The 21,859-nt window shown below is 40.6% G+C and carries 24 protein-coding genes; 15 read left to right on the top strand and 9 right to left on the bottom strand.

Annotation, left to right across the window (positions count from 1 at the left end):
* Positions 1-2: 2 nt before the first annotated feature.
* The gene (locus M5V91_RS07815) at positions 3-314 is read left to right on the top strand and encodes a hypothetical protein (RefSeq protein ID WP_232292520.1); all 312 of its coding nucleotides are present in this window, start codon (positions 3-5) and stop codon (positions 312-314) included.
* Positions 315-510: 196 nt separating this feature from the next.
* On the opposite strand, the gene M5V91_RS07820 is transcribed toward M5V91_RS07815, so the two are convergent.
* Entirely contained in the window at positions 511-1,395 is an 885-nt protein-coding gene (locus M5V91_RS07820) for a hydroxymethylglutaryl-CoA lyase (RefSeq protein ID WP_251174545.1), read from the bottom strand.
* Positions 1,392-2,063, bottom strand: a complete 672-nt coding sequence (locus M5V91_RS07825; RefSeq protein WP_009334426.1) for a GntR family transcriptional regulator — start codon at positions 2,061-2,063, stop codon at positions 1,392-1,394. The genes M5V91_RS07820 and M5V91_RS07825 overlap by 4 nt, the downstream gene beginning before the upstream one ends.
* Positions 2,064-2,283: 220 nt before the next feature.
* Here M5V91_RS07825 and M5V91_RS07830 point away from each other — a divergent pair, with 220 nt between their 5' ends.
* The 9 genes from M5V91_RS07830 (at position 2,284) to M5V91_RS07870 (ending at position 10,702) form a co-directional block, all read left to right on the top strand.
* Entirely contained in the window at positions 2,284-3,486 is a 1,203-nt protein-coding gene (locus tag M5V91_RS07830) for a CaiB/BaiF CoA transferase family protein (protein ID WP_009334427.1), read from the top strand.
* A 12-nt stretch (positions 3,487-3,498) separates the two neighbouring features.
* A complete protein-coding gene (leuC, locus tag M5V91_RS07835) occupies positions 3,499-4,926 on the top strand; it encodes a 3-isopropylmalate dehydratase large subunit (protein ID WP_251174546.1) in 1,428 nt (475 codons plus the stop codon).
* Complete coding sequence (gene leuD, locus M5V91_RS07840; RefSeq protein WP_251174547.1) at positions 4,923-5,528, top strand: 3-isopropylmalate dehydratase small subunit; 606 nt, start codon at positions 4,923-4,925, stop codon at positions 5,526-5,528. The genes leuC and leuD overlap by 4 nt, the downstream gene beginning before the upstream one ends.
* A 26-nt stretch (positions 5,529-5,554) precedes the next feature.
* The gene (locus M5V91_RS07845) at positions 5,555-5,815 is read left to right on the top strand and encodes a hypothetical protein (protein ID WP_019383158.1); all 261 of its coding nucleotides are present in this window, start codon (positions 5,555-5,557) and stop codon (positions 5,813-5,815) included.
* Positions 5,812-7,320, top strand: a complete 1,509-nt coding sequence (locus M5V91_RS07850; RefSeq protein ID WP_009334431.1) for a sodium:solute symporter family protein — start codon at positions 5,812-5,814, stop codon at positions 7,318-7,320. Before M5V91_RS07845 ends, M5V91_RS07850 begins: the two co-directional genes overlap by 4 nt.
* 24 nt (positions 7,321-7,344) lie before the next feature.
* Positions 7,345-7,572, top strand: a complete 228-nt coding sequence (locus M5V91_RS07855; RefSeq protein WP_284521970.1) for a hypothetical protein — start codon at positions 7,345-7,347, stop codon at positions 7,570-7,572.
* Positions 7,533-8,591 carry an MFS transporter gene (locus M5V91_RS07860; protein ID WP_284521971.1) on the top strand — a complete coding sequence of 353 codons (1,059 nt, stop codon included), beginning with the start codon at positions 7,533-7,535 and terminating at the stop codon, positions 8,589-8,591. The genes M5V91_RS07855 and M5V91_RS07860 overlap by 40 nt, the downstream gene beginning before the upstream one ends.
* 20 nt (positions 8,592-8,611) lie before the next feature.
* On the top strand, positions 8,612-9,208 hold the full coding sequence (locus M5V91_RS07865; RefSeq protein ID WP_009334433.1) for a flavin reductase family protein: 597 nt from the start codon (positions 8,612-8,614) through the stop codon (positions 9,206-9,208).
* A 123-nt stretch (positions 9,209-9,331) separates the two neighbouring features.
* Positions 9,332-10,702: an aldehyde dehydrogenase gene (locus M5V91_RS07870; RefSeq protein WP_251174549.1), complete on the top strand. Its 1,371-nt coding sequence runs from the start codon at positions 9,332-9,334 to the stop codon at positions 10,700-10,702.
* A gap of 263 nt (positions 10,703-10,965) precedes the next feature.
* Here the strand turns inward: M5V91_RS07870 and M5V91_RS30360 are convergent, their stop codons facing one another.
* Positions 10,966-11,061: a type II toxin-antitoxin system SpoIISB family antitoxin gene (locus tag M5V91_RS30360; protein WP_369425983.1), complete on the bottom strand. Its 96-nt coding sequence runs from the start codon at positions 11,059-11,061 to the stop codon at positions 10,966-10,968.
* Between the two features lie 62 nt (positions 11,062-11,123).
* Positions 11,124-11,888, bottom strand: coding sequence for a type II toxin-antitoxin system SpoIISA family toxin (locus M5V91_RS07875; RefSeq protein WP_284521972.1), 765 nt, complete (start codon positions 11,886-11,888; stop codon positions 11,124-11,126).
* Between the two features lie 393 nt (positions 11,889-12,281).
* Between M5V91_RS07875 and M5V91_RS07880 the strand changes: the two genes are divergently transcribed.
* Positions 12,282-12,986, top strand: a complete 705-nt coding sequence (locus M5V91_RS07880) for a CsxC family protein (protein WP_284521973.1) — start codon at positions 12,282-12,284, stop codon at positions 12,984-12,986.
* A gap of 376 nt (positions 12,987-13,362) precedes the next feature.
* Here the strand turns inward: M5V91_RS07880 and M5V91_RS07885 are convergent, their stop codons facing one another.
* On the bottom strand, positions 13,363-13,584 hold the full coding sequence (locus tag M5V91_RS07885) for a hypothetical protein (RefSeq protein ID WP_019381059.1): 222 nt from the start codon (positions 13,582-13,584) through the stop codon (positions 13,363-13,365).
* 172 nt (positions 13,585-13,756) lie between these two features.
* Between M5V91_RS07885 and M5V91_RS07890 the strand changes: the two genes are divergently transcribed.
* The gene (locus tag M5V91_RS07890) at positions 13,757-14,419 is read left to right on the top strand and encodes a CsxC family protein (protein WP_284521974.1); all 663 of its coding nucleotides are present in this window, start codon (positions 13,757-13,759) and stop codon (positions 14,417-14,419) included.
* A 132-nt stretch (positions 14,420-14,551) separates the two neighbouring features.
* Here the strand turns inward: M5V91_RS07890 and M5V91_RS07895 are convergent, their stop codons facing one another.
* The 3 genes from M5V91_RS07895 to M5V91_RS07905 all read right to left on the bottom strand — a co-directional run bounded on the left by M5V91_RS07895 (position 14,552) and on the right by M5V91_RS07905 (position 17,584).
* Positions 14,552-16,294 carry a hypothetical protein gene (locus tag M5V91_RS07895; RefSeq protein WP_284521975.1) on the bottom strand — a complete coding sequence of 581 codons (1,743 nt, stop codon included), beginning with the start codon at positions 16,292-16,294 and terminating at the stop codon, positions 14,552-14,554.
* Positions 16,239-16,616 carry a hypothetical protein gene (locus M5V91_RS07900; RefSeq protein ID WP_284521976.1) on the bottom strand — a complete coding sequence of 126 codons (378 nt, stop codon included), beginning with the start codon at positions 16,614-16,616 and terminating at the stop codon, positions 16,239-16,241. The genes M5V91_RS07895 and M5V91_RS07900 overlap by 56 nt, the downstream gene beginning before the upstream one ends.
* A gap of 191 nt (positions 16,617-16,807) precedes the next feature.
* A complete protein-coding gene (locus M5V91_RS07905; protein ID WP_019381057.1) occupies positions 16,808-17,584 on the bottom strand; it encodes a CsxC family protein in 777 nt (258 codons plus the stop codon).
* A gap of 334 nt (positions 17,585-17,918) precedes the next feature.
* Between M5V91_RS07905 and M5V91_RS07910 the strand changes: the two genes are divergently transcribed.
* The gene (locus tag M5V91_RS07910; protein WP_217024716.1) at positions 17,919-19,106 is read left to right on the top strand and encodes a ParM/StbA family protein; all 1,188 of its coding nucleotides are present in this window, start codon (positions 17,919-17,921) and stop codon (positions 19,104-19,106) included.
* An 11-nt stretch (positions 19,107-19,117) separates the two neighbouring features.
* On the top strand, positions 19,118-19,483 hold the full coding sequence (locus tag M5V91_RS07915) for a hypothetical protein (protein ID WP_019381055.1): 366 nt from the start codon (positions 19,118-19,120) through the stop codon (positions 19,481-19,483).
* Between the two features lie 125 nt (positions 19,484-19,608).
* Here the strand turns inward: M5V91_RS07915 and M5V91_RS07920 are convergent, their stop codons facing one another.
* Positions 19,609-20,214, bottom strand: a complete 606-nt coding sequence (locus tag M5V91_RS07920) for a CotY/CotZ family spore coat protein (RefSeq protein ID WP_009334444.1) — start codon at positions 20,212-20,214, stop codon at positions 19,609-19,611.
* Positions 20,215-20,478: 264 nt separating this feature from the next.
* On the opposite strand from M5V91_RS07920, the gene M5V91_RS07925 reads away from it, so the two are divergent.
* Positions 20,479-21,852 (top strand): N-acetylmuramoyl-L-alanine amidase, encoded by a 1,374-nt coding sequence (locus tag M5V91_RS07925; RefSeq protein WP_284521977.1) that lies wholly within the window; start codon positions 20,479-20,481, stop codon positions 21,850-21,852.
* Positions 21,853-21,859: the final 7 nt, after the last annotated feature.

Below are 21,859 nucleotides of genomic sequence, written 5' to 3' on the forward strand. Positions count from 1 at the left end.
AAATGGATGTAATGAAATTTATAAAAATAAATCCAGATACAATTCTTACTGGTGTGCACTGTCCTCAATGTGGCTCACTGCCAATGATTTATCATTGGGGATTGTGGAGATGTCCAGTATGTAAAACCACTTCCGATACGGCACATCATCAAGCTGTAGAGGATTATATTTATCTGATTAAACCGTCAATTACAAATGCTGAATTTCGCAAGTTTCCCCATTTAACATCTGTTTTTTCTGCACCAAGACTACTTGGCCAGATGAATCTTCAGCATGGCGGTGAAAAGAAGAATAGGTATTATATAAAACCTTGATTGGAGACCTCTAATTGTGAACTTTGCAAATAAAAACCTTAAACTTGCAAATAAATTTAAAAATTTGCAAATAAAAACACCAAACTAACAAACAAACCTAAAATTCAGCAAACAAATCAGTAAAACTTGCAAACAAAACTTTCAGCCGCCATCTCAGACCCAAAAAAGCCACCCGCAAAGATGGCTTTTCCTGCAATTAAGCTATTCCCGCCTTCATCAACATCCCATCAAGCGGCCGTTCCATCACTGTTTCCATCCACTTTGCTGTTTCCAGTACTGAAGGAAGGTCTGTCCCTGTATTAACACCCATTCCGTGGAACATATTGATCATATCTTCTGTACAAACATTTCCGACTGCTTTTGGGGCAAATGGACATCCGCCAAGCCCGGCAATGGAGGAATCAAAGCGGCGGACACCTGCCTGATATCCCGCCAAAACATTTGCCAGTCCCAAACCGCGTGTATTATGGAAATGGAGGCCAAGCGAAAGGTCCTTTCCAAAGGCATCAAAAAATGACTCTGCTATTTTTTGGACCTGGATGGGATAAGCCATACCCGTTGTATCAGCGAGGGTGATTTCCGTACAGCCGGCTTCTATAAATCTCTCTGCCACTTTCAGGACGTTTTCCAAAGGTACATCACCTTCAAAAGGGCAGCCGAATGCCGTTCCCAACACCCCTGCCACACCCTTTCCTGATGCAGCTCCTTCCTTAATCACTAAAGAGAGTTCTCCAACAGCCTGCTCAACAGTCCTTTTCACATTCCGTAAATTGAATGAATCACTTGTTGTTGTAACAACATGAAGAAAATCCACATCGGTCTTGAGTGCCCGTTCAAGACCAGAGCGGCTTAAAACCAGGCCGCCGAACCGGACGCCATTTCTTTTAGGAAGCGATTTCAAAACTTCCTCTGCATCAGCCATGGGAGGAACAACCTTCGGATTGACAAAAGAAACAGCTTCTATATTGCGGATGCCGGAATCAATTAATCTTGTAATCAAATCAACTTTTGTTTCCGTTGGAACAATTTTGCACTCATTTTGCAATCCATCGCGCGGACCAACTTCACAAATTTCAATCATTTTACTTCCTCCTTTAGCAGATGAATGTTTTTAATTTGTTCCAGGTGCTTCAAAACATGATCACGGCCTTGATAAATATGCTCATGCATGGCAATGCGGGCACGCTCGGGTTCCCGATTTTTGATTGCTTCCAAAATGGTTTTATGTACCTCTAGGGATTGTTTAAGCTGAAAGCTGTTATACCAATAGAAGGATCTGAACACGATTGGAACCACGACAACCTTTGAAATATGGAAATGTATATGCTCATTTTTTGAAGCAGCCACTATCGTTTCATGAAACTTCTGGTTTACCTGAACAATATCTTTCAGGCTGTCCATATCAGATTCCACATATCGGCTAATGGCTTCTTCATATAAAATATTAGCTCTTTCCATTTCCAGCAGATCATTTTCTGTCCGGTGTATCGCCGCCTGACTGGCAGCGTACCCTTCCAGAAGAGTGCGCAGGTCATAGATTTGCCGGATATCATCTTTTGTAAAATGCCTTACGCTGACACCGCGCTTTAATGGAATGACGAGGCCTTCTGCTTCAAGCTGCTTAATAGCCTCTCTAATAGGAGTGCGGCTAAGATTCATTTCTTTAGCCAATGATTCCTCAGCAAGCCGCATGCCAGGGACAAATTTCCCTTCAATAATGGCATCTCTAATAAATTCGTATGCATCCATATCAACACCTCAATTGTATTGTATACAAACAGAAGTATTATTACAACAAATATTCTGAATATTTATTATAAAACATGATTATATAAGGCTTTTTAATGAAATTTCAGAAAAATAATAAAATTTACATTGACTTATTGTATACAAACAATTAAATTTGTATACAAGATTAAGAAAATTAAAACTTAACAGTGCATTCAAGAAATATCAGGGAGGGAAATCCATGTCAGAAAAACAGCTTCCACTGGAAGATATCAGAGTCATCGAGCTGGGCACGCTTTTAGCAGGACCATTCTCCGGACGGCTTCTAGGTGACTTCGGTGCTGAAATTATTAAAGTCGAGCCTCCGGGTAAATCAGATCCCATGAGAAATTGGGGAAAATCAAAAGATGGAATAGGGCTTTGGTGGCCTATTCAATCGCGGAATAAAAAATCGATTTCGTTAAATCTCAGGGAGGAAGAAGGACAGCAGGTTTTAAGGGAGCTTATTAAAGAAGCCGATGTTGTCATTGAGAATTTCCGCCCGGGGACAATGGAAAAATGGAATCTATCCTATGAAGCACTTTCCGAAATCAACCCTAAATTAATCATGGTACGGACTTCGGGCTATGGACAGACAGGACCCTATAAGCATCGAGCAGGATTTGGCAGCGTCGGTGAAGCAATGGGCGGGCTCAGAAATGTAACCGGTTTCCCTGACAGGCCGCCATCAAGAATTGGTGTATCAATGGGTGATACGCTGGCTGCACTTTTTGCTACAATTGGCTGTCTTGTTGCATTACACGAGAGGGAGCGCTCCGGAAAGGGACAGGTTGTCGATACGGCCCTCTATGAATCTGTATTCTCCGTAATGGAAAGCATTATTCCGGATTATCTTTTAGCAGGATACATAAGGGAAAGGATGGGCAATATCCTGCCAGGTGTAGCTCCCTCCAACATTTACTTCACGCAGGACAAAACTTACATCGTTATAGGAGCCAATGCAGATGGAGTGTTCCGCAGGTTATGCGAGGCCATGGAGCAGCCGGAATTGGCAGATGACACAAGATTCGCGACCCACCATGCAAGAGGAGAAAACATGAAGCTTCTTGATTCCATGATCGAGGAATGGACAAAGACTCTCCCTGCTAAAGAAGCGCTTAAAATTCTTGAAGATAAGGGCGTTCCATCAGGGCTCATTTATACAGCTAAAGATATTCTGGAAGATCCGCATTATAAGGAACGCGACATGATTATTAAAGTAGATCATCCGCAGCTGGGAGAATTCCCGATGCCTGGCATTGTGCCAAAATTAAGCAGGACACCAGGGGAAGTGAAGCATGCCGGCCCGGAAGAAATGGGCAAGCATAATCATGAAATATACACTGGCCTTCTTGGGTTCGATGAAGAGAGATTAGAAGAATTGAAGAAAAATAATATCATTTAGGAGGGCTTCAAAATGGGGCGGACCTTATATGAGAAAATCTGGGAAAAACATGTAGTCGTGGATGAACAGGATCAGCCTTCCCTTTTGTACATTGATCTTCATTTAGTGCATGAGGTCACATCACCACAGGCATTTGAAGGCTTAAGAATTAAGAATCGCAAAGTGAGAAGGCCGGATCTGACTGTGGCTACCATGGATCACAGCATCCCAACAACCGACCGTTCTCTTCCTTTTAAAGACCAAATCGCCAAAAAGCAAGTTGACGCTCTGGCAAACAACTGCAGGGAGTTTGGCATACAGCTTTTTGACCTGGATAGCCGAAATCAGGGTATTGTACACGTCATTGCCCCGGAGCTTGGCTTAACACAGCCCGGGATGACCATTGTCTGCGGTGACAGCCATACCTCTACACATGGAGCTTTCGGGGCACTTGCCTTTGGCATTGGCACAAGTGAAGTAGAACATGTCCTTGCCACTCAGACATTAAAGCAATTTAAATCCAAAACATTAGCAATTAATATACATGGCACTTTGCCGCAAGGAACTACTGCCAAAGATCTTATACTTTCAATCATTGGAAATTATGGCCACGATTTTGCTACTGGCTATGTTGTGGAGTATCGCGGTGAAGCGATTCGTAATTTAACAATGGAAGAGCGAATGACCATTTGCAATATGAGCATTGAAATGGGAGCAAGGGCAGGACTGATTCAGCCTGACGAAAAAACCTTCAATTATTTGAAAGGGAAACAAGCATTTCCTGATGGAATGGAGTGGGAAGAGGCTCTTGCAGAATGGAAGAAATATTATACTGACGAAGATGCCGAATTTGATCTGACTGCTGACTTTAATGCAGATGAAATAATCCCGCAGGTTACCTGGGGGACAAATCCAGGCCAGGTGGCAGGTATTACAGAAGTTATACCGCTAATGGAAGATCTGCCTGCAGATCAAATAGGACCAGCTAAAAAAGCATTAAAGTACATGGGCCTTCAGCCAGGAACACCCATTACAGAAATAGGAATCAATAAAGTCTTTATCGGCTCCTGTACAAACAGCCGAATAGAAGATCTTCGAAAAGCGGCAAAAATCGTAAACGGTTACAAAGTTGCTGAACAGGTGGAAGCGCTAGTTGTTCCTGGTTCACAGCTTGTAAAAATGCAGGCAGAAGCTGAAGGTCTAGATCAAATTTTTATCAGCGCCGGTTTTCAATGGAGAGAAGCAGGATGCAGCATGTGCCTCGGTATGAATGAGGATTTGGTTCTTCCGGAAGAACGCTGTGCATCGACCTCCAACCGGAATTTTGAAGGCAGGCAGGGAAGAAATGCGAGGACCCATTTGGTCAGTCCTGAAATGGCTGCTGCTGCAGCGATTGCCGGCCGGTTTATAGATGTAAGGGAGTGGCCTGTTAAATATAGCAAGGAGGTCAGTGTACAATGAAGTCTTTTACCAGATCTACAGGCATAGTTGCTCCACTTGATGCTGCAAATGTTGATACAGATGCCATCATTCCAAAACAGTTTTTAAAAAGAATTGAAAGAACTGGGTTTGGCGAATTCCTCTTCTACGAATGGCGATACGAAGATGGCAGGGAAAAACCGGATTTCATTCTAAATCGGGAACCTTACCGGAATGCACCGATTCTGCTGGCAAGGAAAAACTTTGGCTGCGGCTCATCCAGAGAGCACGCACCCTGGGCGATTGCAGAATATGGGATTAGAGTGATCCTGGCATCATCATTCGCAGATATTTTCTATAATAATTGTTTTAAAAATGGCATCCTGCCAATAGTCTTGCCTGAAAAGGATATTGAAGTTTTGTTTCAAAAAAGCAATGAATCACCTGGTTATCAGCTGAGCGTAGATTTAGAGAATCAAAGAATTGAGGACTCCTTCGGGTACATGGTCGAATTCGATATCGTTTCTTATCGAAAAGATCAGCTGTTAAAGGGGCTGGACGAAATCGGGGCCACGCTTCAATCAGCTGAATTAATTGACTCCTATGAATCGGCACATAAGATTTTCTATAAGCTGGAGGTTTAAAATTTCAGCAAAAGGGAGGAAGCCATATGGAAAACAGAACGATAAAAGAACCTATTCGAAAAAAATGGATTTGGATAGTCCTCGCCATCATTACACTTGGAGTAGTACCCTGGTATTTTCCGGATGCAGCAGCTGAGCCCTATATTCTAGGGTTTCCGTTATGGGCATTTATTTCGACAGCTTTTTCCATTATCATGTGCGGATATTTAAGCTGGCTTTGTGTGAATGAGTGGAATATCGTAGAGGAACAGGAAGAAGCCGAAAAAGCAAAGGGGGATAAATCATGAATGATTTAGCTTTTGCAGGCACAGATGGGATCATTATTTTATCAGCCTTTGCCATAATCATGCTGTTAATTGGATACTTATCGGGCAGAGGTGAGAAGAACCTTCATCACAGTCTTTCAGGGTACTATCTTGCCGGAAGGAATCTCGGTTTTATCGCACTCTTTTTCACCTTATATGCGACGCAATATAGCGGGAATACCATTGTCGGATATGCCCCAACAGCATATAGGACAGGTTTCTCGTGGATTCAGTCCATTTCATTTATGACAATCATTATCGGAATCTATTTACTGTTTGCACCAAGATTATATGTCATTGCAAAGAAAAGAAACTTTGTTACACCTACTGACTGGATCGATCACCGCTTCAAATCGAAAGCAGTCACATTGCTTAGTATTTTTCTTATGCTTTGGGGGCTTGGAAACTATCTTTTAGAACAGCTTGTAGCAATCGGCCAGGCTGTATCAGGGATGACAGGCGGAACAATCCCATACCAAATAGCTGTTATCGTCTTTGTAGCTGTTATGCTTGCCTATGAGTGGATGGGCGGAATGAAGGCAGTTGCTTTTACGGATGTTATGCAGGGTATTGTTCTTATGATCGGAATCATTGTCTTCCTCATCGGCGGCTTGTATCTCGTCGGAGGCAATTTTTCTGATGTTACAAGGTATGTAGCAGATCTGGAGCCTGCAAAAACGGCAGTCCCTCCAATGGAAGTGAATATCAACTGGCTGAGTATGCTCCTGCTTGTTGGACTGGGAGCAAGTATTTATCCGCATGCTGTTCAAAGAATATATTCTGCGCAAAGCGAGAAAACCCTGAAGAAATCATTTGCCCGCATGGCATGGATGCCGCCAATTACAACTGGGCTTGTATTTATGGTAGGCATTATTGGAATTATGCTTTTTCCTGGACTGGATAAGACTGGGTCTGAACAGCTCGTAGGACTGATGGCCAATGAGATCGCTGCCATTAATCCATTTTATTACTGGATTATGATCATCTTCTTTGGCGGGATTGTTGCTGCCATTATTTCTACAGCCGACTCAGTTTTGCTCAGCTTTTCATCCATGCTCTCAAATGACGTATATGGAAAATTCATCAATCCTAAAGCAACTGAACATAAGAAGGTCATGGTCGGAAAAGTGTGCGGAATCATTGCCATCATCTTTCTTCTGTGGATTGCCTGGAATCCACCGGGAACGCTATATGAAATTTTCGTCCTAAAATTCGAATTGCTTGTTCAGGTTTTCCCGGCTTTTGTACTGGGCTTATATTGGCAGCGTTTATCAGGAAAGGCTGTCTTCTGGGGGATGCTGGCAGGCGCTATATTAGCAGGATTGCTTACTCTTACAGGCTATAAAACCATCTATGGAATTCACGGCGGCGTCATTGGATTAGGATTGAACTTCTTTATCTGTATTGCAGGTTCTCTATTAGGTCCTGCTGTTTCAAAGAGCAAAGTTCTGGAGGAAGATTTGTCTGCACTCAATTTAAAGGCATAAAAGCCAAAAAAGAGATGATAAATTATGAGTAATTCACTGGCAGAAAAGCAATTTGCCAGCAATGAAAATCCATGGAAAATGCTATTATTTCTTCTGCTGGCACAGCTGATGGTAGCATTTGTTGGCAGAAGCATTGGACCCTTGGGAGTTTTAATCGGGGAGGATCTTTCCCTGACCAAGTCGCAAATCGGCATGCTCCCGGCGGCTCTCTTTTGGGCCAGGCGATCATTTCAGTTCCAGCCGGCTTTCTGACTGACCTTGCAGGATCCCGTAAATTATTGGTCCTGGCGTCGGCCTTAATGGGGTTAGGCTTTCTGTTCATGACATTGCTTCATGATTTCTGGCTTGTCCTGTTATTAATTGTTATCGGCGGAATTGGGTATGGATCCATGCACCCGATCACAAATAGAGGCATCATTTATTGGTTCCCGCTCAAACAGCGGGGCACAGCAATGGGAATAAAACAAACTGGCATCACAGCAGGATCAGCTCTGGCCAGTTTGATACTGCTTCCGCTTAGTGTAACTTTTGGCTGGAGATTTGTACTTCTTACGGCTTGCCTTCTATTATTGGCGGGCGGCTTCGTCTCCTATCATTTTTACCGGGATCCGCCTGAATTGGAGCAAGCGAAAGGCAGCAGCATGAGTTTGCTCCAATTTTACAAATCAATGTTTAAAATGTTTAAAAATAAAGCTTTGATGCTGATAAGCTTTAGTGCTCTCGGTTTGAATGGCACACAAATGTGCTTAAATACGTATATTGTTTTATTTGCCTATGAACAGCTGAATATTTCCATCTTTTTATCAGGTATTCTCCTGGTTATATCTGAAATATCCGGAACTATTGGCAGGGTTGCCTGGGGAATCATTAGCGACAGGCTATTTGAAGGAAAGCGTGTTGTGATCCTAATGATCATTACCATAATGACCGCTTTGGCCAGTACGTCAGCTGCGGTCATTACTTCAGCCCCTTTTTGGGTAATGGCTCCCATTACAGCTCTCTTTGGATTTGCAGCTTCAGGCTTCAATGGAATCTGGATGAATCTTGCAAGTGAATTGGTGCCGAAAGAACAAGCTGGCATCTCAAGCGGGATCAGTATCACTCTAGGGTCAGCCGGGGCCATTATCATTCCGCCATTATTTGGTTTAATCGTGGATCAGACGGGGCAATTTTCTTCCGGGTGGTTTTTAATCACAGGTATGATGTTTATAGTTTTTACTTTACTGACAACATTAATGATTATGAATAAAAAGAATAACTTTGTTATTTAAAAATGGAAGGAGTGATCCGAATGGAATTTAATCCCTCGGAACTTGGAGAAAAAGAAGTGTACAAATTATTAACCGGATCTGTCGTCCCAAGGCCGATTGCCTGGGTTTCCACAGTATCTGAGGATGGCAGCCAGAATCTCGCACCTTTCAGTTTTTTCAGTGTTGCTTCAAGAAATCCTCCTATGCTCTGTTTTTCTATTGGTCCCGGGGTTGGCGAGAGGGAAGGTACAGAAAAAGATACATTGGTCAATATCCGGGCGACAAAAGAGTTTGTCATCAATGTAGTTCCCGCGCCATTAGGAAACCAAATGCAAAAAAGTGCAGAGAATCTCCCGAGTAATGCTGATGAGTTTGAAACAGCAGGGCTTTCCGCTGCTGAAAGTCATTTAGTCGCCCCTAAGAGGGTAAAAGAAGCACCAATCCATATGGAATGCAAACTCGAACAAATTATTAAGCTGGGAAGCGATCACCTTATTATTGGGAGAATGGTACATTATCATATTGACGATGATTACTACCTCGGTAATTATAAAGTGAATTTAGAAAAACTGCAGCCTCTTGGAAGGCTGGCAGGAAACTATAGTGAAAGCAGTGAATTCTTCAAGCTGCCGAGATAAATTTTCAAAAGCCGGACCTTATGGCCGGCATTTTTTTTGCAATGGGAGTATACCTATTTATGTATTTCCTCCAGCCAAGATGATAATATAACCTTAAAACATAGCCCCATCTGGAGGTATTCCATGGAAAACTACGCGGATCTCATTCAAAAACAAAGAAATTTCTTCACCCAGGGTAAAACAAAGGATGTCACATTCCGAATGGAAGCGCTCGGCAAGCTTCGTTCGGTCATTAAGCAGCATGAGCAGGAATTGATGGATGCGTTAAAGGCGGATCTCAATAAAAGTGAGTTCGATGCGTACTTGACTGAGATTGGAATCCTCCTGGAGGAAATCCGTTTTACCTTGAAACATTTAAAAAAATGGGCCAAACCCAGAAAAGTGAAGTCATCGATTGCACAATTCGGTTCGAAAAGCTGCATATATCCTGAACCATATGGAGTTGCGCTAATCATAGCTCCTTGGAATTATCCTTTCCAGCTGGCGATTGCACCCCTGATCGGAGCGATAGCCGCAGGGAATTGCGCCATCCTGAAGCCATCGGAATTGACCCCGCAGACTTCGGCATTGCTTTCAAAAATGATCAGCAATCATTTCCCTCAAGAATTTATTTCAGTTGTTGAAGGCGGCGCAGCAACAAGCACAGCCCTATTAAATGAAAAGGTCGATTATATTTTCTTCACAGGCAGTGTCCCTGTCGGAAAAATCATCATGGAAGCAGCATCCAGGCACCTTACTCCTGTTACCCTTGAATTGGGAGGGAAGAGCCCGTGCATCGTGCATGAAGATGCCAACTTGAAACTTGCTGCGAAGAGAATTGCCTGGGGAAAATATATTAATGCCGGCCAAACTTGTGTGGCTCCGGATTATATTTATGTTCACAGCAGAATTAAAGATGAATTCCTGAAAGAATTAAAACAATCTATTCAGGAGTTTTATGGAAAGAACCCGATTGCATCCGGCCAATTCACGAGAATCGTCAGTGAGAAGCACTTCAGCCGTCTCACCAAATTTTTAACCGATGGCACCACTGTTCACGGGGGAAGGCATGATTGGTGCTCTCTCACCATAGAACCAACTGTACTTGGGGATATTACATGGGCTGATGAGGTCATGCAGGATGAAATATTTGGACCAATTCTGCCGGTGCTGGAATATGATGACTTGTCCGGAATGATTTCAGAGGTTACAGCACGCCCGAAACCTTTAGCGCTATATATCTTCACTGAAAGTGAGGATGTCCAAAACCAGATTCTAAGCAGCATTTCCTTTGGAGGGGGATGCATTAATGATACCGTTTATCATCTTAGTTCACCGTATCTGCCTTTCGGGGGAGTAGGGGAGAGCGGGATTGGAGCTTATCATGGCAAGGGAAGCTTTGATGTGTTCTCACATGAAAAAAGCATACTGAAGCAAACCACCAAATTCGATTTGCCATTCCGATATCCGACTACAAAAGATGCATTGAAAAAAGTGAAGCTTTTTATAAAATAACCGTCTTATTTTGCAAGGCGGTTTTTTTATGCATTATTTTTCGGAGGTTTGAGCCCCTTGTTTAAATCCTGTATGGCGGCCTCTGTTTTTTTTGAGAGGTTTTTGGTATATGGCGAAACCGAGAATGTGGGGAAGTTAATATTTTTCACTTTCTTGGTCAGTTTTTTCATTGGAATCAGCCCTTTTTATCTTTATTATATGTCCCCTTCAATTGAACATGAATAGGGCGCGGAAGAAATTTCCTTCCACGCCATATAGTATGCTCAAGCCTTTGTTTTGGTATAAACGCTTATTAATCTTTTGTTCTTTTTTAATATCCGTTCGGTGTGGGGACTTACTTCAAATCCCGGCAGGCTGATCCGGGATTTTTTTGAGCGTTTTCATAGTGTTTTTAGAATGTATCTCATGATTCTCCGTTTTTTTATCCGCTGGATCCTTCATGGTCTTCGTCCTCCTGTTCGGCAGGGAGCATTAGATCGTATATTGAAATGAGTGAAGTGAAAAGCAAGTAGTCGAATTCTGTAACAAATTGATCGGAGGTAAGTTTAATTACATAGTCATCTTCAAGAATGGAAAAAGGAATCAGCGCCAGCTTTTCTTCAGCATCATAATACACTTCTCTGCGGTCCAGACGGCTATGAATCAAAGCTTTTTCGGTGTAGTGCTCAAGCAGATAGTCCTTTTCTTCCTCTGTTGTGTATTTGCATAAGGATATCTTCATATCCACTTTTTCCGCAAAGTCTGCCAGAAGTTTTTCAATGCCGGCGAGATATGCTTCCTTGTTTCCATAATAAATCTCAATGGGCTCATTTTTCAATAAATACTGAAACGATTTAAGCTTATTCATGTGTGAATTCAGCAAATCACTGTTTTCTTCGAGCAATTCCCTTGTGTCAGTAGCCAACTCGTTATTTCCAACTCTTTTCAGATAGGAACCCAGAAAAACAAAGGCATCAACCAGAGCAAATATAACCGCGACAATGAGGTAGTTCTGCCAATCAGTAAAAATGGAATCTGGTTTGTTCGTCCAATAAACAACTGCACCAAGTACATAAATGATATACCAGGTTTTCCGAATGACGGGCATTCTTTCTTTTACTTTCTTTTCCCACAACCAGACAGAAATAACATAAAAACCGAGACAAGCGACAATAATCCAAACTGCAACCTTGAAGAATATCAGCAAAAAAATCGCCTCGTCCACTCAATATTTAGTTAGAATATTCGCATATTTATTCTTGAATCCATTATACCAGAAAATATGCCAATAATTTGAATTTAAAACAAGGAATAAGAAAAAACATGATAAAATACCTAACTGGCGTCAGGCGAGATTGCATTAGTGCAGGTATAACTTCTTTTATTTGGAGAATATGATCTTTAATTACGAAAAGTAATCTTCTCCGCATTTGCTTATTTTTTTATAGAACGACAAATTGATTAATTATCCTACTATACTTGTCCATTCCAAGTCATCACTCATACATATATATATAGTAAGTCAAATGAAAGCAGACTTATGGAATCATTTAAAGCTTGTTTGTATTTGGCTGAATAATCTTTATAAGGAGTGTAAAATATGAGAAAAAACCATGGTTGTAGCAGTGGCAAAGGCCATTCTTCAAGAAAATGTCCACCAATGCCAGCATGCGATACAGCTAAATCACATGATCATTTTTGCGAAGTTTCAGGTGACGTAGTAGCAGGTACTGAAGTAGATGTTGTTATCGGACAAGTCCCTATTCAAGCTCTTACTGAATCGGAAATTCATCTTCCTGATTATGCCTCAGATATTAAAGTAATCAGAAAAAACATCTTTCTTACTCAATGCGAAGCGATTCCTTTTCGCCCTGTAGAGGGTACAACAACAACTGACGTAAAATTGTTTGTAGAAGGATATATTCATAAAAATATCCAATATGTTGAAGACTGTGACGGATATGTTAAAGACTATATGGTAAATGTTCCATTCAAGTGCTTTACACGAGTTACTTTGCCAACTCCAATCGCAATCCCAGCTTTTAGCTCTAAGAATAGTGATGCTCGTGAAATCAGAGAATTGGCCAAAGACGGTATGGGCGCTGACCGCTGTACTTTTGGTTCCAATACTTTTGAATTCTTGAATGAGCCTATTCGCTGTAAATTGGTAAGCTGGAATTTAACTGAAGCTAACTTTTTAAGTAACTTTGATAAATGGGGAAGATTCAACAAAATTACTGAAAAAGATGATATTAATCTTGTACTCAGATTATCGCAGACTCAATTTACTGCAAATGGGGCTTAATTGCAGAGGTTGGTCATAAACTTATAAAGAAAAAGGCACCGATTTCCGGTGTCTTTTTCTTTGAAGGACTGCGGGATATATCTGGTAATTGCTAACTAATGATTAGCTAAAAAAAGGGAAACGGTCTTTTTTGGAGTTACCCCCATTTTAAATAGCTTCCGGTGATAATCAACTGTTAAGTCAGCTTTCCACAATTATTCTCAAGCCCTCATCTTTCGATAAATCTCCATACCTGAGTAACCAGGATCGTTTTCAATTTACAAGTAATATCATACAAAGGTTGTTGATAGTATTCTATACCTAATCGAGTTATTTTCACATAATGGAAGCGGCAATTCAGGGTCACAAATCGCATCCAGCTTGATGGACTCTCTATTTAAGATTGCTCTTCTAATGCTTTACGCCGTTTATCCTCATGGAACATAATATTAATAGAGAAGGGAAGGAGAAAGATATGGCGGCGTGTGTGGAAATGGACATATGTTTGACGCTCGATTGTTAGGAGTGAAATAAGATGTGAAAAATCAGCCTTCTCCGCATATGCTGTTTTTATTGCAAAAATGATAAATTGATTATTTGACCTAATGAACTTGTCCATTCAAATCCATTACTCCTTACATATATAAGTAGTAAGTCAGAAGATATTAAGCTTTCTGAAACAGAACAGAGCTTAATTGAATTTGACTAAATAAAATGATAAGGAGTTTATAATATGAAAAAATAATAGTTGCGGCTGTGGCAAAGGGCATTCTCATGGTAAATGTCCAGATATGCCAGTTTGCGATACAGCTAAATCACATGATCACTTTTGCGAAGTTTCAGGTGCGGTAGTAGCAGGTACAGAAGTAGATGTTGTAATCGGACAAGTCCCTATTCAAGCTCTTACTGAATCCGATATTCATCTTCCGGATTATGCATCAGAGATTAAAGTGATCAGAAAAAATATTTTCCTTACTCAATGTGAAGCCATTCCTCTTCGCCCTGCAGAGGGTACAACAACAACTGACGTAAAATTGTTTATAGAAGGATATATTCATAAAAATATCCAATATGTTGAAGACTGTGACGGATATGTTAAAGACTATATGGTAAATGTTCCATTCAAGTGTTTCACTCGTGTAACTTTGCCTGTTGCTATTCCGATTCCTGCTTTAAGTTCAAAGAATAGTGATGCCAGAGAAATCAGGGAACTTGCAAAAGATGGTATGGGAGCTGACAGATGCACCTTTGGTTCCAATACGTTTGAGTTCCTGAATGAACCAATTCGCTGCAAATTAGTCAGCTGGAATTTAACAGAAGGCAACTTCTTAGCGAACTTTGATAAATGGGGTAAATTTAACAAATTTACTGAAAAAGATGACATTAACCTTGTAATCAGATTATCGCAGACTCAATTCACTGCAGCTCCCGCCCCAGTTACAGAGGAAGAGTAATAACTTAAAAGGAGAAAAGGTACCGATTACAGGTGCCTTTTTTCTATGAAAAGCAGACAGGGTAATCAGTTAACATGAATTGCTAAGAATGAGGCTGAAAAAAGGAAAGGGTCTCTTTTGAGATACCCTCTTTTAAATTTGTATAAATTGCTTCTGAAAAAAATCGACTGATAAAATAGCTTTACCCAGTATTTCTATACCCGCATCTCCCGATATATCTCCGTGCCAGAGAATATGGATTTTATTCAGGTTACATGTGATTTCCTCGGAAAATTGCTGAAAGTACTCTATATGGTAATCGTGTGCATTTCCATGTTGAAATATGAACTCATTTATACGCGAAGGAAGCGGTAATTCTGGAGTGCAAATCCAATCCAGCTTGATGGATTCATCTATTGAGAGTGGTATCCTGATGCTTTTCAACTGTTTATCAGCAGCGAACATAATATCAGCTATGAGTATCCCTTTAACAAAAACCGTTTGTGAGGGAAGAAGAACCTTACAGCTCAATGATTCTACTGACCATTCCATTTTAGTTATATGCTTTGCATGTATGTTCATTGGAAAGCAATCAAAGATTTGAACCTCCATATCTGTTTTGCCAATTAAAACAGGAAGTTTAACAATAACCCCTTTCCGGAAAGATTCTTTAGTAGATCGCGTGTTTTCTTCTATAATGCTGCTGGAAGAGGACTCCTCCAAATGATCATAGAGCGCATCACTGAGTCGATTTGTACTTTCGCATTCGGCTGAAAATTCATTTTTGCTTACTTCTTCACTCCCAGATTCTGATGGGAGTGAAGTGGGTTCGGCCTTTTCAGAATTGGGAATTTCATTTGAAATAACATCTTGAAGCATAGCCGAAAAGTGTTCAAGCAAAGATGATACTTTATTATATTTCACTTCCTCTCTGTCATAAGGTGATTCGGATTCTCCGCATTCACTGGATGAGAAAAACTCCTCATTTAATAATTCAAGAAACTTATGATTACTATCAGATGACTCCTCCAATAAAGCCAAAAACCTCTCCTGTAGTGGTATTGTGTCTGCGCACTTCTCATCAAGTAAGCTACAGGCTTTTTTCAGAAGGAGGGAGAATTCTCCTTCATAACTGGATGACTCTTCACTGAAATTTCCTTGCCATTTAGGGTTAAGTGAATCTTCTAAAGTTGGATGTGAATCATCTGGTTCAAGTGAATCAACTTCAATTTTATGGCGGTCATAGTCCATGTTTTTATGATTATAGGAGGAAGATTCGCTATGGTTATAAGAGGCATCTAAAAGCAGCGCAAATGCTTCATCTTGACGGTAAGGAATGTTAACTGACTCATTATCCGAAGAAGAAGACTCTTCCAGCATCGCTGCAAAGTCCTCCTCAAAGAAATTCGCGGGTTCTGATAAAATATTGCCGTTTTTAGCAAGAGTACTTACTTCAAGTTTCCCATCTTCTGATTTAAATTTTTCCATTTCAAAGCCGAATGAGAGATCATCCGTGGATTCAGCTTTCTGGAGAGTCTCTGAGGATTCTAGCATACTGATAAATTCCTGAGTCAGGTCCGTGTCTTCTATTAGAGCATTCTCATTTGTTAAATTTTCATGGTTTAATGATGATTTGCTTTCGTTTTCAGATTGTATCAATTCCTGATGAAAACGCATGATTGTTTCTTCAGCTTGAACTGCCTCAGCAGATGATATATTACCTTTTCTTTGAGTGGATTTTGTATCGTTAAGAAAAATATTATGGTTAGTATACGTACTTGGTAAAGAAGGGGTCCAGCTCAGCATAGGTGAAAAGGGCGTCAGCATTTCATTTAGGTATTTAGGCAGTTTTAATTTTTTTCTTGGCCATCCTTGCTTCTTCTTTAGCAGGTACAATATTCTTCCCTACATTACCCTTATCGGATGTTTTTTCAGGCAGTATATTAGTTTGGCTTATTTGGCGGGCTTCCACTGCAGGAGGCGGTAAAATTAATGGAAATGATTTTGGTTTTTTTTCGGAAATAGACGTACCATATCCTTTTTGGTTTTCTTCAAAGTCCATTTCTTTTATAGGTTTTTCTAAATTTGGGCTTTTTGATTTATTCCTTGAAAGAAAGATTAACTGCTGATCCGACAAATTTTCTGATTCTGTATCAATACGAAAAATTCGGTTATATGCACTTCTCATATCACTCATCTTCTTAGGAAGGTGCTGCAAATTAAGAGCATCCTCACCAGTCCCCTCCTTACCATGAATCTAGAAAGCTTTATCAATTTTAATTAGGTTTATCAGTATACACTTATGGGCAGATGTCCGGGAGTCTTGTTAACACTGAGAGATTGTGGTTCTCCCGCGACGTTTTTAGAAATTAATGGCTGCTTCATGGGATTAACCGTACTAATATATTTTTAATCGCAGTCGTAACAGTCATCGTGATCATTCGTAGTTGAAGAAACTCGTATTTGCTGTTTTTGAAGGACTTTTATGACTAATTCTAAAACCATTTTTTCTTCCAATTTTGTGAAGACACCTTCACCAATCGGTGAGCAGTTAGGCAGAGGACGGCGATCTATCGCCTCATCCCATTCAATTATTCTGCTTGAAATCAGTTCACAGAAGGGCAATTTGTTGTAGTGCTGCATGCTCTCCTGATGAAATTTGGAAAGGTCATTCGATTGAAGCTCATCTTTTTCAGGAAACCCGCAGTGCATTGGCTTTGATACATGAAAATCGAAATTGTATCGCTTGTTTATTTCCGGCATGATTGGGCAGGTAAGGAATTTCTTTATTTCAGTAACGCATTGAAAAGGCACATCGACTGTATAAGAATGTATATCAGATGCTACACTTTTATCAGAATGCATTTCAATTTCTGGACAAGGGGCAGCATATTGAATATTTTTTCGAACGAATCCTTTGACAAATAACTGGTTTGCAGGGAGTAATAGCCTGCATTGTGTCAACTTTACTGATTTTTTTATATCTTTAATTTCTAATACAGGTTCCGGAAACTTTATAATGGCATTTACGTTTAGGTGGAGTGAAAGTTCAGCTAGCACTACAGGAACCTCAGCTGTGATTTTTCCAATACTTACATGAGGATGATGGAAGGTACTCTCACACTCACAGTTTTGAGCAGAAATCTGGCATTCCGCTATATCTCGATCTTTTTGTTCTTCTGACATTTGGGCTCCTCCTGAAATCATGATAATCCCATCCTATGCATGATAATCGTCTATGTTTGGGCGTTTACCTATAAAAATCGGAAGAACTGAAAATACGAAAAATGGGTATTTAGATTTTGTTATATATGGATGAGGCAAATGAGGATAAAGTGAAATCTTTTTCAGCGTTTTTTTCACACTGCTATTTAGTTCAACTCAGGTATTTGAGTCCTTCAAATCCTCTGTTCCCTGCAATAAAGCTCTTACTGACTTGTAAAACGAGATAAAAACTAAATAGTACGGGCACAATTGGACTTCTATCACGCATAAGATTCAAAAGGAGGAGTGAGGAGAAATGGATAGACACAATTTTCTTGCTGTAGATATCGGAAACAGCTGGTATAAGGCATTAGCTTCTGAAAATGGTATTCTGTCAGAATATCAAATTCCAAATGCTATTGCTCTTTTTGATGAAGAATTTTACGAAAAGCCATACGATGATGATGATATAGTGTTTGAAGATAATTTAATTGTGGAGGTAAAGAGCCAGGCCGTTGTGGATAGAAGGGAAATTTTCTATATCGGAAAAGCAGCGGCTAAACAGCGGGACGTGAGCCTGACTGCATTCAATAACCAGAAAGTTGATGAAGACAGAACCTATTTGCTGCTGTTCGGCCTGGCAGGCTATCATGCAGTTCTTCAGCATCCGGAAGAAACAGAAATCACTTATTCTATTGATCAATTAGCTGTTTCTCTTCCGACAACACAGTATAAAGAAAGAAAAACCCGCCTAAAAGACAAACTGGCTGGAACACATACGATCATCTTTCATAAAGTTCCCGGGCTTTCTGAGCCTAAGGAGTTAACCGTTAAAGTTATAATCAATGATGTCATTGTCGGTGCAGAAGGTGCTTGTGCCTATTTGGGATTAACAAGAGATCAGGAAACTTTGGGAATCAAGGATGAAGAACTTGTTAAAGAATCACAAAAAGGGATTATCATCGGAGACCTTGGGGGAGACTCTGTCGACTTTGTCGGAATAAAAAATAATAAGCCTGTCGCATCTGTAGAGGGCGAGCCTTTCGGGATCAATCAGTTTCTTGATCACATCATTCAAAGGGTGAGTAAAAAGGAAATGTACCGATTTGACTCCCGTGCCGAACTGGAGGAAAAGTTGGCAGAAGGACCCGCAGGGTGGTATGTCGAGCCTTTTGCAGGGGTCAGAAAGGATATCAGCAAATACATTTTGCCGCAGCTGAAGTCAATGGCAATTAAATACCTGGAGCATTTTGATCGGGTGAGGAGCAGTTCATCAGAGATTAAAGGAGCTGTCCGTTATATTGCTGTTGGAGGAGCAGCCAAACTCGCCCAAAAGCAAATTCAGGAAGCTGCAGCAAAATGGTCGGATAGAGGAAGGCCAATTGAATTAACGTTTCCTGAAAATATGGAGAAATTAAATGTCCTTGGTCTTATGATTCTGGCAAAAATGAATCAGCTAAAAAGAGATAAAGGAAGTAATCATATTATGACAACCAAAGGTTAAGGATGATGGAAATGTTCAGAACCTATACCGACTATGTTAATAAGACCGCATTAACAATCCCAGATCAGTTCATTGATGTCAAAACTGGGGCATCTGTAAAAGTCTCAAAGAAGATACAGGATCAAGTCGACTATCATTCCAATAATAATACGCTGATCCATTTAGTTTTATCAGCTTTAAACAGCTATCTCCATCCCAAAAATATGAACAGCGACATCATACTCGCAGAAATTAATGAAATTAAGAAAATGATGCAATCAGGCTATGTTCCAGTCCAGACGCCAGCATATAAAGAGAAGAAGGCTCTTCATGAGTCAATTTCAGATGAGGTTGATATAAAAGAAGTAGAGGATGTGCTGGAGGCTTTTGGAGGCTAATCTGCTTAATGCAAAAAAGGTGCGCCATGCCAGAATGGTGCACCTTTTTTACTGGGCTATTCATAGTGTTAGGAATCGGCGAATCATTTAGCAAAGCCCATAATACAAGCAGGAATAGTAAAGTTCTATAAGCGGATGGCAGGCAGACAGGTTACAGCACAAAAACAGGAAAGATCCACATTTATGCATATACCTGTAGGAATGAGATCTTCTACGTTTTCACAATCGATTTGGCTGCAAGGTGAACAAAAATCTTTTGTATGTGATTTAAACGGGTCTTTAGAAGATTTACATTGCTTGAAAGTCAACAATTCCAATACAGCACATTTGCCATCAAATTCTTTAATTCTAAAAATGAATGATGTTATACAAGCAAATTTCTTTTCCTTGGAATGATGAGTGAATGTGGTCACACCTGTAGCTTTAAATGGTTCACAGCTCCCGCAATATAAAAGGAATGGAATTGTATTCTTTTTTGGTTTCTTTTGTCCTCCCATGAGGTCATCAATGGATTCCCGGCAGGAACTTCTGCATTCATCATCTAACCCTGCTTTTTTCTGGGCTTTAAAAATGGCCTCCAAAACCTCTTCAACACAATTTTCATAGAAATTTTTCCGGTGTTTACCTTCGTCCCAGTCTGGTTTTATATGACATTCACAGTCGCAATCATGCTCATGGCAAAAATCATGCCTCTCAAACTCTTTATTGTTTTTCTTCCCGCACAAACCCATGATTTTTCACTCCCCGAAAAATTAGTTCCACCATTAGCATACGGCTGCACCTAAGTTTTTGAATGAGAATGTCGCCTATTAAAAGACAATTTTTTATGATTCCTGCTATGGAAATCAATATTGCCTGGTCATGCGTACAAGCCATTTCTGCTTTTAAACATACACTATTACATGCAAGTACTTGCTGTGTTAAATTGATTTATAATGAACTGGGAAGCTCCAAACTTTGAAATATAAGAATTCAATAATAAAGGAGTGAGGACCATGAAGCTTTATTTAGACCCTGGACACGGAGGTACTGATCCAGGAGCACAGGGAAACGGAATAAGAGAGAAAGATATTGCGCTTGATATCGCAAAAAATATAAAAAATATCTTATTGGCCGGCTATCAGAATATAGAAGTTAGAATGAGCCGTGAAAATGATACAACTAAGAGTTTGAGCCAAAGGACATCTGAAGCTAATAGCTGGGGGGCTGATTTTTACCTCTCCATACACTGTAATGCCGCGAATGGTGCAGCGAGGGGCTATGAAGATTTTATTCATAACAGCCTTGGCAGCACTTCCCAGACAGCCAGCTATCAGAATATTATCCATGCTGAAGTCACTAAACTGAATAAGCTCATCGATAGAGGTAAGAAGAAAGCTGACTTTCATGTACTGCGTGAATCAGCCATGCCAGCCCTTTTAACAGAAAATGGGTTTATTGATAATTCTGCAGATGCCGCATTAATGAAAGATCCGCTGTGGAGACAAAGGGTGGCACAGGGACATGTTAATGGAATTGCAAAAGCCTTTAGCCTTAAAGCGAAACCGGCAGTCCCGCCGCAGCCGCCAAAGCCAGTCGATCCCAGTAATCTATACAGAGTGATTGCCGGTTCATTTACAAATAGAAAAAATGCTGAGGAAAGGTCTGCCGCTCTAAAAAATAAAAGCATTGAAACGGTTATAGCCACTGCTGAAATTTCAGGCACGGTCTGGTACAGGGTACAGGCCGGTGCTTTCAGTACGAAGGAAAATGCAGAAAAACAACTGGAAACAGTAAAAAAAGCGGGAATAACAGATGCCTATATACTGTCAGACGCTCCGCCGGCAGTGCCTTCTGAACCCAAAGGCTATTCCATTCTGGGAGTAACGCATTTGTCACCAGAGCATATGAATCAATATGCAAAACAGGTAAACCCGAATGCTGCCAATTTAGGTTCATTCTATTCGGCTATTGGGGAATATTATGGTATCAGAGGGGATATAGCTTTTGCACAGGCCATGCATGAAACCAACTTTCTCCGATTCACTGGTGATGTTAAACCTGGCCAGAATAATTATGCAGGAATCGGCGCAACAGGGAATGGTGCGGCAGGAGCAAGCTTTTCCACACAGGAAGAAGGCGTTTTAGCACATATTCAGCATTTATATGCCTATGCTTCTACACAGCCGCTACCTCCTAAATATCCACTGGCGGATCCGCGTTTCAGCCTTGTGAAAAGAGGTTCGGCAAAGCTATGGCAGGAACTGAATGGCAAATGGGCTGTGCCTGGAACCAATTATGCTCAATCTATCCTGAACATCTACAAAAACATGGTTAGATTTTCTGATCAGAAATTAGAAGCTGTTGTGAAGGATGTAGAAGGCAGCTAATCAAAAA

The organism is Cytobacillus pseudoceanisediminis (assembly GCF_023516215.1).
GTDB lineage: Bacteria > Bacillota > Bacilli > Bacillales > Cytobacillaceae > Cytobacillus > Cytobacillus pseudoceanisediminis.